The organism is Winogradskyella endarachnes (assembly GCF_009741275.1).
Classification (GTDB): domain Bacteria; phylum Bacteroidota; class Bacteroidia; order Flavobacteriales; family Flavobacteriaceae; genus Winogradskyella; species Winogradskyella endarachnes.
In genome coordinates this window covers 623,674-638,304 of the sequence record NZ_WOWS01000001.1, presented here as the reverse complement: position 1 = coordinate 638,304, position 14,631 = coordinate 623,674, and the positions used below count along the sequence as shown (strand labels likewise).

At 29.8% G+C, this 14,631-nt stretch carries 16 protein-coding genes and 1 other RNA gene; 11 read left to right on the top strand and 6 right to left on the bottom strand.

Annotation, left to right across the window (positions count from 1 at the left end; genetic code table 11):
• The first annotated feature begins 42 nt into the window (after positions 1 to 42).
• The 4 genes from GN138_RS02865 to GN138_RS02850 all read left to right on the top strand — a co-directional run bounded on the left by GN138_RS02865 (position 43) and on the right by GN138_RS02850 (position 4,117).
• The gene (locus tag GN138_RS02865) at positions 43 to 531 is read left to right on the top strand and encodes a SixA phosphatase family protein (RefSeq protein ID WP_157361933.1); all 489 of its coding nucleotides are present in this window, start codon (positions 43 to 45) and stop codon (positions 529 to 531) included.
• The gene (gene ppk1 / locus GN138_RS02860) at positions 528 to 2,582 is read left to right on the top strand and encodes a polyphosphate kinase 1 (protein ID WP_157361931.1); all 2,055 of its coding nucleotides are present in this window, start codon (positions 528 to 530) and stop codon (positions 2,580 to 2,582) included. The genes GN138_RS02865 and ppk1 overlap by 4 nt, the downstream gene beginning before the upstream one ends.
• A 2-nt stretch (positions 2,583 to 2,584) precedes the next feature.
• Positions 2,585 to 3,490 (top strand): Ppx/GppA phosphatase family protein, encoded by a 906-nt coding sequence (locus tag GN138_RS02855; RefSeq protein WP_157361929.1) that lies wholly within the window; start codon positions 2,585 to 2,587, stop codon positions 3,488 to 3,490.
• A gap of 96 nt (positions 3,491 to 3,586) precedes the next feature.
• Positions 3,587 to 4,117 (top strand): porin family protein, encoded by a 531-nt coding sequence (locus GN138_RS02850; RefSeq protein WP_157361927.1) that lies wholly within the window; start codon positions 3,587 to 3,589, stop codon positions 4,115 to 4,117.
• 62 nt (positions 4,118 to 4,179) lie between these two features.
• On the opposite strand, the gene miaE is transcribed toward GN138_RS02850, so the two are convergent.
• Genes miaE through dnaX form a run of 3 tightly spaced genes read right to left on the bottom strand, consistent with a single transcriptional unit; the run spans position 4,180 to position 7,081 of the window.
• Entirely contained in the window at positions 4,180 to 4,761 is a 582-nt protein-coding gene (miaE, locus tag GN138_RS02845) for a tRNA-(ms[2]io[6]A)-hydroxylase (RefSeq protein WP_157361925.1), read from the bottom strand.
• Between the two features lie 11 nt (positions 4,762 to 4,772).
• Positions 4,773 to 5,348, bottom strand: a complete 576-nt coding sequence (locus GN138_RS02840) for a hypothetical protein (RefSeq protein ID WP_157361923.1) — start codon at positions 5,346 to 5,348, stop codon at positions 4,773 to 4,775.
• A gap of 11 nt (positions 5,349 to 5,359) precedes the next feature.
• On the bottom strand, positions 5,360 to 7,081 hold the full coding sequence (gene dnaX / locus GN138_RS02835) for a DNA polymerase III subunit gamma/tau (RefSeq protein WP_157361921.1): 1,722 nt from the start codon (positions 7,079 to 7,081) through the stop codon (positions 5,360 to 5,362).
• A gap of 102 nt (positions 7,082 to 7,183) precedes the next feature.
• Here dnaX and rnpB point away from each other — a divergent pair.
• An RNA gene (gene rnpB, locus GN138_RS02830) (RNase P RNA component class A) lies at positions 7,184 to 7,502 on the top strand.
• A gap of 65 nt (positions 7,503 to 7,567) precedes the next feature.
• On the opposite strand, the gene rsmD is transcribed toward rnpB, so the two are convergent.
• The 3 genes from rsmD to GN138_RS02815 are packed head-to-tail and all read right to left on the bottom strand — an operon-like array spanning position 7,568 to position 9,634.
• A complete protein-coding gene (gene rsmD, locus GN138_RS02825; protein WP_157361920.1) occupies positions 7,568 to 8,101 on the bottom strand; it encodes a 16S rRNA (guanine(966)-N(2))-methyltransferase RsmD in 534 nt (177 codons plus the stop codon).
• Entirely contained in the window at positions 8,101 to 8,910 is an 810-nt protein-coding gene (locus tag GN138_RS02820) for a DUF3822 family protein (RefSeq protein ID WP_157361918.1), read from the bottom strand. The genes rsmD and GN138_RS02820 overlap by 1 nt, the downstream gene beginning before the upstream one ends.
• A 1-nt stretch (position 8,911) precedes the next feature.
• Positions 8,912 to 9,634: a hypothetical protein gene (locus GN138_RS02815; RefSeq protein WP_157361916.1), complete on the bottom strand. Its 723-nt coding sequence runs from the start codon at positions 9,632 to 9,634 to the stop codon at positions 8,912 to 8,914.
• Positions 9,635 to 9,778: 144 nt separating this feature from the next.
• On the opposite strand from GN138_RS02815, the gene GN138_RS02810 reads away from it, so the two are divergent.
• From GN138_RS02810 to GN138_RS02785, 6 genes are all read left to right on the top strand, one after another.
• Entirely contained in the window at positions 9,779 to 11,215 is a 1,437-nt protein-coding gene (locus tag GN138_RS02810; RefSeq protein ID WP_157362637.1) for an ATP-dependent DNA helicase, read from the top strand.
• A 26-nt stretch (positions 11,216 to 11,241) separates the two neighbouring features.
• Complete coding sequence (locus tag GN138_RS02805) at positions 11,242 to 11,886, top strand: DUF2459 domain-containing protein (protein ID WP_157361913.1); 645 nt, start codon at positions 11,242 to 11,244, stop codon at positions 11,884 to 11,886.
• 2 nt (positions 11,887 to 11,888) lie between these two features.
• Positions 11,889 to 12,449, top strand: a complete 561-nt coding sequence (locus GN138_RS02800) for a DUF4126 domain-containing protein (RefSeq protein ID WP_157361912.1) — start codon at positions 11,889 to 11,891, stop codon at positions 12,447 to 12,449.
• Positions 12,450 to 12,526: 77 nt separating this feature from the next.
• The gene (gene kdsB, locus GN138_RS02795) at positions 12,527 to 13,255 is read left to right on the top strand and encodes a 3-deoxy-manno-octulosonate cytidylyltransferase (RefSeq protein ID WP_157361910.1); all 729 of its coding nucleotides are present in this window, start codon (positions 12,527 to 12,529) and stop codon (positions 13,253 to 13,255) included.
• Positions 13,246 to 13,950, top strand: coding sequence for an HAD family hydrolase (locus GN138_RS02790; protein ID WP_157361908.1), 705 nt, complete (start codon positions 13,246 to 13,248; stop codon positions 13,948 to 13,950). Before kdsB ends, GN138_RS02790 begins: the two co-directional genes overlap by 10 nt.
• 4 nt (positions 13,951 to 13,954) lie before the next feature.
• The gene (locus tag GN138_RS02785; protein WP_157361905.1) at positions 13,955 to 14,578 is read left to right on the top strand and encodes a CatA-like O-acetyltransferase; all 624 of its coding nucleotides are present in this window, start codon (positions 13,955 to 13,957) and stop codon (positions 14,576 to 14,578) included.
• Positions 14,579 to 14,631 lie beyond the last annotated feature (53 nt).

The window sequence follows — 14,631 nt, the reverse complement described above, 5'->3', positions numbered from 1 at the left end:
TACAACATTTAATCGGTAAAATTTGCATTTTATCGTAATTGTATGAAAAGTATTACATTAATTAGACATGGAAAATCGTCGTGGAAATACGACGTTATTGACCGAGAAAGACCATTACAAAAAAGAGGTGTTGATGATGCAAAACTAGTTGCAAATGAGTTTGTTAGATTGAAAGGCTGTGTTGGTAAAATCTATTCTAGTCCAGCAAGAAGAGCATTAAATACTTGCGAAATTTTTACAGAATTGTTGAAAATAAGCAAAAATGAAATTTCAATAAACGAAGAATTATATGATTTTGACGGTAGAAATGTCATAGATTTTATCAAAAAATTGCCAAATACTATTGATGATGTTATGATTTTTGGACACAACCATGCATTCACATCAATTTCTAATATATTTGGTGATGTATTAATAGATAATCTTCCTACTAGTGGATTAGTAAGGTTGAATTTTGAAATTAATACTTGGACAGATTTAAATAAAGGAACTACAGAATTTGTTATTATTCCTAAGGAATTAAGAAAATGATAAAAGAAAAAAATATATACATCAACAGAGAATTAAGTTGGTTAAAATTTAATGAGCGTGTATTGCAAGAAGCAGCTGATACAGAAGTTCCTTTAATAGAACGTCTTCGCTTTTTAGGTATTTTTTCTAACAATTTAGATGAATTTTTCAAAGTTAGATACGCTACAGTCAAACGAATATACGAAGCTGGTAAAGGTGGTAAAAGCGAACTTGGTGGGATTAAGGCAGGTGATTTGTTAGAAAAAATTACGGAAATTGTAATACAACAGCAAATTAATAGTGGTAAGATATTGGATAGCATAGAAGCTCAGTTACAGCAAGAAAATATTCACGTTATAAATGAGTCGCAGATAAAGGATGATTATCATGAATTTGTTAAGAATTATTTCTATCAAGAAATTAGTCCAGCATTGGTAGTTATTATGCTAAATGAAGATGTAGGTTTGCCAGAACTTAAAGATATTTCTGCTTATTTAACAGTGAAAATGAGCAGTACTAATGCTAAAGACCAGTTAGCGTTAATTGAGATATCTTCTGCAATGGATAGGTTTGTCGTTTTGCCTAAAATCGATGATAAGAACTATATTATTATGTTAGATGATATTCTTAGATATTGTTTAGATGATATATTTAACATATTTAGTTACGATACTATATGTGCACATATGATTAAAATTACCAGAGATGGTGAGCTAGATTTTGATAGTGATTTAAGTAAAAGTTTTATAGATAAATTATCTGAGAGTGTTAAGGATAGAAAAAGTGGTGCACCTGTTCGTTTTGTTTATGATAAAAATATAGATCAAGAAACTCTTAATTTCTTATTATCTAAAATGGGTATTGATGAGAAAGAAAGCATTATACCTGGTGGACGTTATCACAACAGACGTGATTACATGAGCTTTCCTAGTTTAGGAAGAACAGATTTATTATATAGTAAAATAAATCCCTTGCCTGTTAAAGGACTTAGTTTAGAAGATAGTATTTTTAAAACAATCGCAAAAAAAGATTATCTAATTTATACACCATATCATACATTTTCTTACGTCGTAAAGTTTTTAAGAGAAGCTGCCTTAGACCCAAAAGTAAAAACCATAAAAATTACTATATACAGATTAGCTCAAATTTCTCATGTTGCAAGTTCTTTAATCAATGCCGCAAAAAATGGTAAAAAAGTAACAGTATCTATTGAGCTTAGAGCACGTTTTGATGAGGAAGCAAATATTAATTATGCAGAGCAAATGCAAGATGAAGGTGTAAATATGCTTTTTGGTGTAACAGGTCTAAAAGTACATGCTAAAATGTGTGTCATAGAACGCAAAGAAAATGATAAATTAGTACGTTACGGATTTATTAGTACCGGAAACTTTAATGAGTCTACTGCAAAAATTTATACCGATTTTACCTTAATGACGGCTAACCCTAAAATCTTAAAAGACGTTTATAAAGTTTTTAATTTTTTAGAAGTTAATTACAAGGTAAATAGATATAAACACATTATTACGTCACCACATTATACTAAATCTAAGATTTTTGCATTAATCGATAACGAAATTGAAGCTGCAAAAAAAGGTCAACCAGCATTTATTAAGTTAAAAATAAATAGCATAAGTAGCTACAAAATGATTGACAAATTGTATGAAGCGAGTAGAGCGGGTGTCAAAATTCAGATGATAGTTAGAGGACTTTGTTGCTTGGTGCCAGGCATTAAAGGAATGAGCGAAAATATTGAAATTATTAGTATAATAGATAAGTTTTTAGAACATACACGTTTGTATATTTTTTCTAATAATCAAAATCCAAAAATATTTATTTCTTCTGCAGATTGGATGACACGTAATATAGATAATAGAGTAGAAGTAAGTTGCCCTATTTATGATGAAGAAATTAAACAAGAACTTCAACAATTGTATAATATATGTTGGAATGATAATGTTAAATCAAGAATAATTAATGCAACGCAAGATAATAGTTACCGACGAAATAATAAGCCAAAAATAAGAGCTCAATTTCATACTTATGAGTACTATTTAAATAAATTAGAAGGATAGTTATGTTGAAGATACAGAAATATGCGGCCATTGATATTGGGTCTAATGCTGTAAGATTATTAATTTCAAATATTATAGAGCAGGACGATGAACCTGTGATTTTTAAAAAAAATTCCCTCGTTAGAGTACCAATTAGATTGGGTGCAGATGTTTTTTTAAAAGGAGAGATATCAGAATACAACCAAAACCGAATGTTAGATACCATGAAGGCCTTTAGTCTAATTATAAAATCTCATGGTGTGGTTAGATATAAAGCATGTGCTACTTCTGCCATGCGAGAAGCAAAAAACAGTGAGCCCTTAACCAAGAAGGTTTTTGAAACTTGTGGTATTAATATAGAGGTTATAGATGGAGAAGAAGAAGCCGCAATAATAGCCGCAACAGATTTGAAATCCTTTATAAATCCTAATAAAACATATTTGTATGTTGATGTTGGAGGAGGAAGTACGGAATTTTCTATTATTCATAATGGTGATAAAAAACTGTCTAGGTCTTTTAAAATTGGTACTGTAAGATTGCTAAATGATATTGTAAAACATGAAACTTGGTTAGACTTAGAAAGTTGGATTAAAGAGAACACCAAAACATATGATAAAATTGAATTAATAGGTTCTGGTGGAAATATCAATAAAATTTTTAAAATTTCTGGTAAAGATGCAGGAAAGCCATTAACTTATTTTTATTTAACAAGTTATTATAAAACGCTTCAAAATTATTCTTACGAAGAACGAATAACTAAATTAAACCTTAATCAAGATAGAGCTGATGTAATTATACCTGCAACAAGAATATATCTCTCTGCTATGAAATGGAGTGGCGCAAAGGATATCTATGTGCCAAAAATTGGTTTATCTGATGGTATAATAAAAAGTATGTATTATGAAACTGTATCTAGTGTTGTTATTTAGAAAAACTAATTAATTTATGTAGTTTATCTGATTTTTCCTTATTACACACTCAAAATATAGAAATTAATTTATCTTAGCTTTCTTTAATAACTAATTATGAAAAAATATTTATTTCTTTTAATTTTCGCTTCATTCACAAGTTTTGTAATGGCTCAAGACATTTTTTATGGTGTTAGAGGTGCAATAAATGTATCAAATTTAGATTTTGACCCAGACGCTGACTTCAAAAATCAGCATAGAAATGGTTTTGCTTTTGCCGGATTTGTGGATTTTGAGTTTAATGAGAAATTTGCTCTTAGAACAGAGTTGCAATGGTCTGCAGAAGGTGGAAAAGCTGAAGAATTAAGAGCAAATTATTTGCATTTACCTTTATTACTTAATATTTCGTTTTCAGACCGATTTGCTTTATTGGTAGGGCCACAACCTAGTTTAAAAACATGGAATGATTATGATGGGTTTGCTACATTTGCGGTTTCAGGTGTTGTAGGTATAGAATTTATGATAACCGACGAATTATTTATAGACGCAAGAGCAGCTTATGGTTTAACTAATGTTATAGACCATGATTTAACAAATTTAGAAGCTAAAAATAGTGTTCTACAATTTGGTTTTGGTATGAAACTATAAATAAAGAGAGACTAGTTTCCATAAAAAAAAGCCTTAACTTAAAAAGTTAAGGCTTTTTTTATTTAGCCATGTATAGTTTCTTTATTACCAAGAGATTTAATAATCTCGGCCTCATAGTTTAGTAAAGCATCCCACTTAGCATCTACTTCTTTACGATCTCCATATTTTCTGGCAAAATTTAAAAACATGGTATAATGTCCTGCTTCACTAATCATTAATTTTCTATAGAATTTAGCCAGTTTTTTATCCTCAAGTTGTTCAGATAATAGTCTAAAGCGCTCACAACTTCTGGCTTCAATTAATGCCGCATACAATAGTCTATGCACTAATTGTGTTGTTCTACTACCTCCTTTAGGAAAGAACTTTATTAGTGCAATAACATAATCGTCTTTTCGATCTCTTCCTAACGTCCATCCTTTTTCTAAGATTCTATCGTGCACCATTTTAAAATGACTCATTTCTTCATTCACTAATTCAATCATTTCTTGAACAAGTTCTGTGTATTCAGGAAATCCTACAATTAATGAAATGGCTGTACTTGCAGCTTTTTGCTCACAGTAAGCATGATCAGTTAAAATATCTTCAATATTTTTTTCTACGATATTCACCCATCTTGGGTCCGTTGGTAATTTTAATCCTAACATACTTATTTTATTTATAATTGTACACTGTGAGATTTTCCGTTTTCATCAATAAACAACCTGTGAGACGAAGATTTTTTAGATTCAGGTATACCGTAAATAATGTCTATTAATACCATGTTGGTAAAAGAAGGGTCATCATTTAGATTAATAGATTTTAAAGTGGCGAGTTTATTAAAATTATACAAGTTAGCACCAATTGGTAAATCAGTTTTGTAATTAAAAACAGTGTTAATTTTTTGTTTGTTAAAACTCTCTTTATATATTTCTTTATCATCTTTTAAAACAGTGATGTCAAATTTAAAATTTCTATAATGTGTTTGGTAATTAACCGTGTCTTTTATTTTTGAAAAACGCACCGAATTAGATAAATCAGTGTAGGTTTTAATTTTTACTCTAAAACCGTTACTCATAGTAGTATCTACGTCTTGTTCTATATATGTTTTAGGTACATAAACATTAGTTTCAAAATTTACTGTTTTTTTAAATTCTTCAATACTATCAGAAAGTGCTTGATTTTGAGTTTTTCTACCATCACAGCTAGAAAAACCAATTCCTATTATTAATAAAAGTAAGATTAACTGTTTCATTATATCAGGTTTTAAATATCCAACCCAAACGTTTGTCTTAAGATTTCTATGTTTGGATTTTTTTCTTTTAACTTTTCGTATTTCTCTAATGGTGTAAAAGCGTATTTTTTTGCAATTTCTTCGTTAACGGTAATATCTAATTTTAAATCGTAATTAAGTAATTTCTTCTTTAAAAATGCCATTAGCGGAAATTCCGCACGTTCTAATTCTATTTTATTGGTATTATTAGAATAAGTGAGATAAATGGTTGTACCTTTTAATTTTGGTTGATCCATTTGTAAAATAGATGCCATAATTTTTTCACCTTTTTTATCCATTTGTGCTGTATACATTTGCCAAGCTTCATCGAGAGCTTCTTGGGTAACAGCTTCTTTAGGTAAATCTTCTTCATCTATTACTACATCCATTTGGCGTAGTTGATGTTCCTTTTTTTCTCTAATACTTTTTAATGATAAACCAGACGTAGAAGATTTAGGTTTATTAATTGATATTTTAGGAATTGCAGGTTTAGGAATTGTTGCAATTTTTTCTTCAGGTTTTTCTTTAGTACTAGAAACGTTTTTATTTTCAACTGGTTTTACGTCAGTTTTTAGTTTTGAAACAGTAATAGGTGTAATGCCTCTCGCTTTAAAGTACGAAGGCGGAATTATGAAGTACTTAGAATTTTTTTTTTCTCCATCAAAAGTGATAGAGGCAAGTTGCATAAGGGTTAACTCAACAAGTAGACGTTGATTCTTACTAGTTTTATATTTTAAATCGCAGTCATTAGCAAGTCTAATGCCTTCCATAAGAAAGGTGTGTGTGGTTTTTAGCGATTGTTCTTGGTATTTTAAACTTGTATCTTCTCCGACTTCTAACAGCGGAATAGTTGATGGATTTTTACAGACCATTAAATCTCTAAAATGCGAGGCTAAACCAGCAATGTAATGATGGCCATCAAATCCTTTAGACAGAATTGAATTAAATTGTATTAATAAATCTGGAATTTTATTTTCTAAAATTAAATCTGTACTTGTAAAATACGTTTCGTAGTCTAATACATTTAAATTTTCAGTAACTGCTTGTCTTGTTAGGTTTTTCCCAGAAAAACTAACCACACGATCAAAAATAGAAAGTGCGTCTCTCATGGCACCATCTGCTTTTTGGGCAATGATATGTAAAGCATCATCTTCAGCTGTAATACCTTGTTCTTTTGCTATGTATTTTAAATACTCTTTAGCATCAGAGACCGTGATTCTTTTAAAATCGAAAATTTGACAACGCGATAAAATGGTTGGAATAATTTTATGTTTTTCTGTCGTTGCTAAAATAAAAATACAGTGCTTTGGTGGCTCTTCTAATGTTTTTAAAAAAGCATTAAAGGCTGCTTGAGACAACATGTGTACCTCATCAATAATGTAAACTTTGTATTTACCTACTTGAGGAGGAATCCTTACTTGATCCGTTAGACTTCTAATATCATCAACAGAATTGTTAGAAGCTGCATCCAGCTCAAAAATATTAAACGCAAAATCTTCGTCTTCTTTAGTATCTCCATCACTATTTATCATTTTAGCCAAAATACGAGCACATGTTGTCTTACCAACACCTCTTGGACCTGTAAATAGTAAAGCTTGTGCTAAGTGATTGTTTTCAATGGCATTTAGTAAAGTATTTGTAATAGCTTGCTGACCTACAACATCCTTAAAGGTTTGTGGTCTGTATTTACGAGCCGATACTACAAAGTGTTCCATTAAAAATATACTGAATTACAAATTTAAGAATAACCTATAAATAGCGAATTCTAAGAGGTTAAAAATTAGTATGAGTTATTAACAATTTGTGTACTTTTGCGGCAAGTAAATCGCCTTATCGATCTAAATACTGAAACAAGTTCAGCACAAGGTAGGAAAGTCCGAACACCATAGTGCAATCATAGTGGTTAACAGCCATCCATCGTAAGATGAGGAAAAGTGCAACAGAAAGAATGTACAGGTAATGCTGTAGTGAAATCAGGTAAACTCTATGTGGTGCAATGTCATGTAAACTAACGTTTGAGCGTGCACGCGCGATTGTTAGAGGGTAGGCAGCTAAAGTTTATTAGTAATAATAAACGTAGATAAATGATAAGGGCTCTTTTGAGTACAGAATTCGGCTTATAGATTTGCTTAACTAAACAAGCTTCATGTTAATTCATGAAGCTTTGTTTTTATTATTTATGTTGTCTTTTAGTTCTTAATTTATTCAAAAAAACTAAACATATTTCCGCCATAACTTTTAGAATATGAAAAATGTTCTAAATGGCTTAAGTCTGTGTGTTTAGAGTGTTCTACAATTAATAAACCAGTGTCTTCTAGTAATTCATTTTTAAAAACTAATTCCGGAATTTTAGAAAAAGTATCCAATTCAAAGTCATAAGGCGGATCAGCAAATATAATAGTGTGTTTTTGTTTTAATTTTTCAAGAAATTTAAATACATCACTTTTAATAGTTGTAATATTCATATCAAAAGCCTCTGCGGTTTCATTTATAAATTTAATACAACCAAAATTTGCGTCTACTGATGTTATTTGTTCAGTTCCTCTAGAAGCAAATTCATAACTTATATTGCCAGTACCAGAGAATAAGTCTAGTACAGATATATCATCAAAATAGTAATGATTATTAATAATATTAAAAAGTGCTTCCTTAGCCATATCTGTAGTTGGCCTTACAGGTAATTTTTTAGGAGCCGTGATGCGCCTGCCTTTATACAAACCCGATATTATACGCATTAAAAAGAATTTAAGATTACATAATGTTGGTGCAAATATCGTCTGTCTGTTTCTGCTACAATATTAAATTTATAGGTTTTATCTATAAATGTAACGTGTCTAATATATAGATAAAGCATCACAAAATTTTCGTCCCCAATTACAATGCTACCACTTAGCAGAACCTGAGTAGATTCTACGTCTAATTTTAATTGCTCAAATACAAATAAGACATAATAAATAAAATCTTCTTTACTATGGTATTCAAAAACATTATATAATTGAAGCTTGCCATTTTTTAAAACTAAAAGTTCTAATGTATTTTTATTTACGTTAATATAAACTATTGGCTCTTCAGTAATTGATTCTGGAGTTTGAATAAATGAATCAATAAGTATACTAGAGGAGTGTTTGTATACAAACGCACCAAAAGTTTCAAAAATATAATTATTAATATTTACGTAAGGTACATAAACATTTACACTATTATTTATGGCAATTCTATCTTCTGTAATAAAATCGTTTCTAAGAATTTTAGAATTAAATTTTAAATAATCTGCTTTACTTTCTGAATTAAAAAGTGCTTCTGGTACTAGTGTAGAAAGCTCGTTTTGGTGTATTACTAATACATCATTAAAGTCTTCAGAAAAAGCAGTATTGGTACTTAATTCTGTTTTTAGATGGTTAAGAACAGCATCTGGCATTTGTTTCTGTTCAAAATCTATAGTTTTAAGAAATTCAACTTCATTTGAAGTTCTGTTTAGTATACAAAAAGAAAGCCCATTCAAATTAATTTGAATGGACAACTCTTTAATATCGTTTGTTTTCAAACTATTCTTTGTTTGTGTAACTCTTAGGCCAGTTTCCTTTAGTGAACACTTCATCCATAGATCCAACAATTAACGTTGGTCCGTTTACACCATCTACAGAAACTACTTGTTTTTCTTTCTCAACTAGATATGGTTCTTGATCAGCTAAGACCACAGCTTTATCTACACTAGCCTCAAATACAGGGAATTCATCTAGTTTACCAGCTTTTAATGTAAATTTAGCACCTTCTTTACCTATTCCTACGTCCATCATTTTTTTGTATCTATCACTACCTTTAAAAATAGAATCTTTTAAATTCCAATAATCTAAGGTGTCAATTAGAGTTAATGTTTTCATAGTTTCTACACCACCAAAAGCTCTTGTTCTTTCTTCATCTAAAACCAAGGTATCACGTCTTTGTGTAATTGGCACTTGTCCGTTTTCTACAAAATCGATAAGTTTATCAAAACTATCTGTATAGGTTCCATTTACATCTTTATAGGCTAACTGAGAATCTCTAATATCAATTAATTTATCAATTACTATAGAAAAACGTTCCTTTTTTAATTGGTTAAATTGAATCTCTTTATAAACGGACATATACGTCTTATAACCTAAGAAAATAATTAATGCCCAAAGAATTATATTAAGAAAAGGTTTAATTTTTTTTGGTACGAACTTGTCAATTAACCATACAATTCCTATGGTTAAAATTATAATCAATACAATTGCTAGAATTATCATATAAAAGTTTTTATTAATTAGGTCTAACGCAAATCTACAATTTTTTTTTGTTGCTAAAAACTATCTAAATAAAAAAATAAGTAAATATTTTTTTGACATTCAAAATTGAGATTATTACTATCTTGCACATCATATTTTTTCACTATGATTTCTAATGCTTCTGCATTTTATTCGTTATTAAAATCTAAATTTCTATTTACGCCAACTTCTAAGCAAGACATGGTGTTAATGCAGTTATCTCAATTTATTTTTGATAAAAATAAAAACGCTATTTACTTATTAAAAGGCTATGCAGGAACCGGAAAAACAAGTATAATAGGTACTATTGTTTCTAATCTATGGCAAGCTAAAAAAAGTGCTGTTTTATTAGCACCAACAGGTAGAGCTGCAAAGGTGATTTCTAACTACTCTAAAAAAGAGGCGTTTACAATTCATAAAAAGATTTATTTTCCTAAAAAAGATAAAGGTGGTGGTGTAAATTTTGTAATACAACCTAACAAACATCGTAACACTATTTTTATTGTAGATGAGGCTTCCATGATATCTGATACGCCTTCTGATACAAAATCTTTTGAGAGCAGCTCGCTTTTAGATGATTTAATGAGTTATGTGTATTCTGGTCACGAATGCAAATTACTACTTATTGGAGATAAGGCACAATTGCCACCTGTAAAGTCAGATTTAAGTCCAGCACTAAATGAAAATAAACTGAGTTTAACTTATAATAAAGATGTTATTGGTATAGAGTTAGATGAAGTGGTAAGACAAGAACAAGATTCTGGTATTTTAAGTAATGCTACAGAGCTTAGAGCTGTTTTAAAATCTGAATTTTACGAGAGTTTTAAATTCGATTTAAATGGTTTTACAGATAGTGTGCGGTTAATTGATGGTTACGAAATTATGGATGCCATTAATGACGCTTACAGTAATGATGGTTATGAGGAAACGGCAATTATAGTAAGAAGTAATAAGCGTGCAAACGCTTACAATCAGCAAATAAGACAACGTATTTTATTTAACGAAAGTGAGTTGTCTGCAGGCGATTATTTAATGGTAGTAAAGAATAATTATTTTTGGATAAAACCAACAACAGAAGCCGGATTTATTGCTAATGGAGATATTATTGAAGTACTAGAAATATTTAGCATAAAAGAATTATATGGTTTTAGGTTTGCCGAAGTAAAAGTACAAATGGTAGATTATCCTAGAATGAAACCTTTTGAAACAGTGTTGCTTCTTGATACTATTGACGTTGAAAGTGCATCTTTAAGTTACCAAGAGTCTAATCGTTTATACCAAGAAGTATTAAAAGATTACGAAGAAGAAACATCTAAATATAAACGCTTTTTAGGCGTAAAGAACAATAAATTTTTTAATGCTTTGCAAGTTAAATTTTCTTACGCCATTACTTGCCATAAATCTCAAGGTGGACAGTGGAATACCATTTTTGTAGAGCAACCTTATTTGCCTAACGGAATGGACAAAGATTACATACGTTGGTTATATACTGCCGTAACAAGAGCTAAGGAAAAATTATATTTAATTGGCTTTAAAGATGAAATGTTTATAGAAAAAGATTAATCTTTTTCTATATTTTAGTAACCACAATGAAAGTAATTAAAAAGATATTTAAACGAACACTCTACTTGTTGTTGGCTCCTATTGGATATTTTATTATTTCACTTATTTTCACATATATAACAATTGATAGAAAGTATAATGCTAATAACGATGTCTCAATTTATTTAAGTACAAATGGTGTTCATTTAGATGTTATAATTCCAAAAGAAAAATTAAGTAACCAGATATTGGTTGGAGTTAAATATAATACTTCTGATAAGTATTTGGCGTTTGGTTGGGGTGATGAGAATTTTTACATCAATACACCATCATGGAGTGATTTAACGTTTAGTAACGCTTTTAGTGCATTGTTTTTAAAAAGTTCAACATTAATGCATGTTACTAGGTATAAATCACTTGGTAATAATTGGATTGAAATAAAAATTAGTGAATTTGAATTAAAAAAACTTAATATATTCTTGCAGAGTTCATTTCAGACTAATGAAATCGGTAATAAATTAATACTTAAAAATAAAGGATATTCATCTAACGATGATTTTTATAAAGCTTTAGGTAGTTATTCTTGTTTTAATACATGTAACAGTTGGGTAAATAGAGGATTTAAAAATAGTGGTCTAAAATCTTGTTTATGGACACCATTTGATTTTGGGCTATTGAGTAAGTACAATTAAATATGGAAACTATTCTTAGTATATTTTTGGGTATAGGACTTTCAGCTTCAGTAGGTTTTAGAGTTTTTTTACCATTATTTGCATTAAGCTTAGCGGCTTATTTTAATGTTTGGGACCTTAATGAATCTTGGATGTGGGTAGGAAGTACAACAGCGGTTATTACATTAGGTATTGCAACTTTAGTAGAAATTGTTGCTTATTATATTCCTGTTATAGATAATGCATTAGATACAATAGCAATTCCATTAGCAACATTAGCTGGCACGGCAGTTATGGTATCTACAGTTGCAGATTTAAGCCCTGTAATTACATGGGCTTTAGCTATAATAGCAGGAGGAGGAACGGCAGCTGCAGTAAAAAGCTCAGCGAGCACAACAAGGTTAGGTTCTACAGTTTCTACAGCAGGTATAGCAAATCCAATAATTTCTACAGTAGAAACAGGAACATCAATCGTTATGTCCGTTATGTCTATATTTTTACCAATTGTAGCTATTCTGCTTGTTCTATTAATTTTTTATTTAATTTATAAATTCTATAAAAAAATTAAGAGAAAAGCACCTTAGTAACTCTAATAAACTTAGAAAGTTTTATATCAATTTTAAAGCTTATTTTTGAAAATTCACAAGTACACGTAATAGAGATGAAAATTATTTCCATGATTCCTGCACGTTATAGTGCATCGCGATTTCCAGGTAAGTTAATGCAAAATTTAGCCGGAAAATCAGTAATTCTAAGAACTTATGAGGCTACTGTTGCAACAGAATTATTTAGTGAAGTTTATGTAGTTACTGATAGTGATATCATTTACAAAGAAATTGTGGATAATGGCGGAAAAGCTATTATGAGTTTAACAGAACATGAGTCTGGAAGCGATAGAATTGCAGAAGCGGTAGCTAATGTAGATTGCGATATCGTTATTAATGTACAAGGAGACGAGCCTTTTACCGAGCGCGAAAGTTTAGCTAAAGTCATTGATGTTTTTAAGGACGATAAAGCTAAAGAAATAGATTTAGCCTCTCTTATGGTTGAGATAGAAGATTGGGAAGAAATAAACAATCCTAACACCGTAAAAGTTATTGTAGACCAACAGAATTTTGCTTTATATTTTTCACGTAGTCCAATACCATTTCCAAGAGATAAGAATGCAGGAGCTCGCTATTTTAAGCACAAAGGTATTTATGCCTTTAGAAAAGAAGCATTATTAGATTTTACTATTTTACCAATGCAATTTCTTGAGGCTTCAGAGAAAATTGAATGCATTAGGTATTTAGAGTATGGTAAAAGAATTAAAATGGTTGAAACAACTATACAAGGGGTAGAAATAGATACACCAGAAGATTTAGAAAGAGCAAAGAAATTATGGAAGTAGACTATAAAAACATAAAAGTTATTGGCTTCGATGCTGATGATACACTTTGGGTAAACGAAACCTATTTTAGAGAAGCAGAAGAAGCTGTAGGTAAGTTATTATCTCAGTATGAAACGCCAAACAAAATAGATCAAGAGCTTTATAAAATGGAGATTAAAAACCTACCAACTTATGGTTATGGTATAAAAGGTTTTGTGTTATCTATCGTAGAGTTGGCTGTAGAATTATCTAACGGAAAAGTATCTAATGATGTTATTTTAGAAATTTTAAATATCGGTAAAGACATGATAAATAAACCGATAGAATTGTTAGATGGTGTAGATGAAGTTCTAAAAACATTATCTAAAGATTATAAATTAATTGTAGCCACAAAGGGAGATTTATTAGATCAGGAACGTAAACTAGAAAAATCAGGGTTGTTAAAATATTTTCATCATATTGAAATTTTAAGCGAAAAACAAGATGCGAATTACTCCAAATTATTGAAACATTTAGATATTGAACCAGAAGCTTTTCTGATGGTTGGAAACTCTCTTAAATCTGACGTTTTACCGTTAGTTAATATTGGTGCTCAGGCAATTCATATACCGTTTCATACTACTTGGGCACATGAAAAAGTAACTAAAAAAGAAGCAAATGGCTCCAATTATAAAACAGTACAAAGATTAACCGAAATTTTAGACTTTTTTAATTAGGAATTTGAAAATATTAGATAAAAACACCTGGAATAGAAAAGCTCATTTTGAGTTCTTTAACACATTTGTGGACCCTTATTTTGCGGTTACCTTTAAAGTAGATGTTACTAAAGCCTATGAATTTTCTCGTATAAACAATGTTTCGTTTTTTGTAACGTATTTGCACGCTACAATGAAAGCAGTAAATGAGGTAGAGAACTTTAAATACCGAATAAATAAAGACAATGATGTTGTAGCTTTTAATACTATACATGCATCACCAACCATACTAAGACCTAATAAAACTTTTGGTTTTACATTTATAAATTATGATGAGGATATTTTAAAATTTCAAGGTAATTTTATAAAAGAAAAAGAAAGAGTTTTTAATTCCAATGAATTGTTTCCACCTGTAAATTCAATAGACTGCATACATTGTTCATCGTTACCATGGGTAAACTTTACAGGTCATAAAGAACCTTTTAATGGACAAAAAGATTCTATACCCAAATTAGCATTTAGTAAAATGGAGATTAATGGTAAAAAAAGAGAAATGCAAATTGCTGTAAGTGTTAATCATGCATTGGTAGATGGCTACCACGTTGGTCAATTTAATAATAGAATACAATTTCACTTAAATAACCCATAAATATAAACTAAGTTGTTATTTTTGTTAAAGATATAAAGTAAATGATATATAAA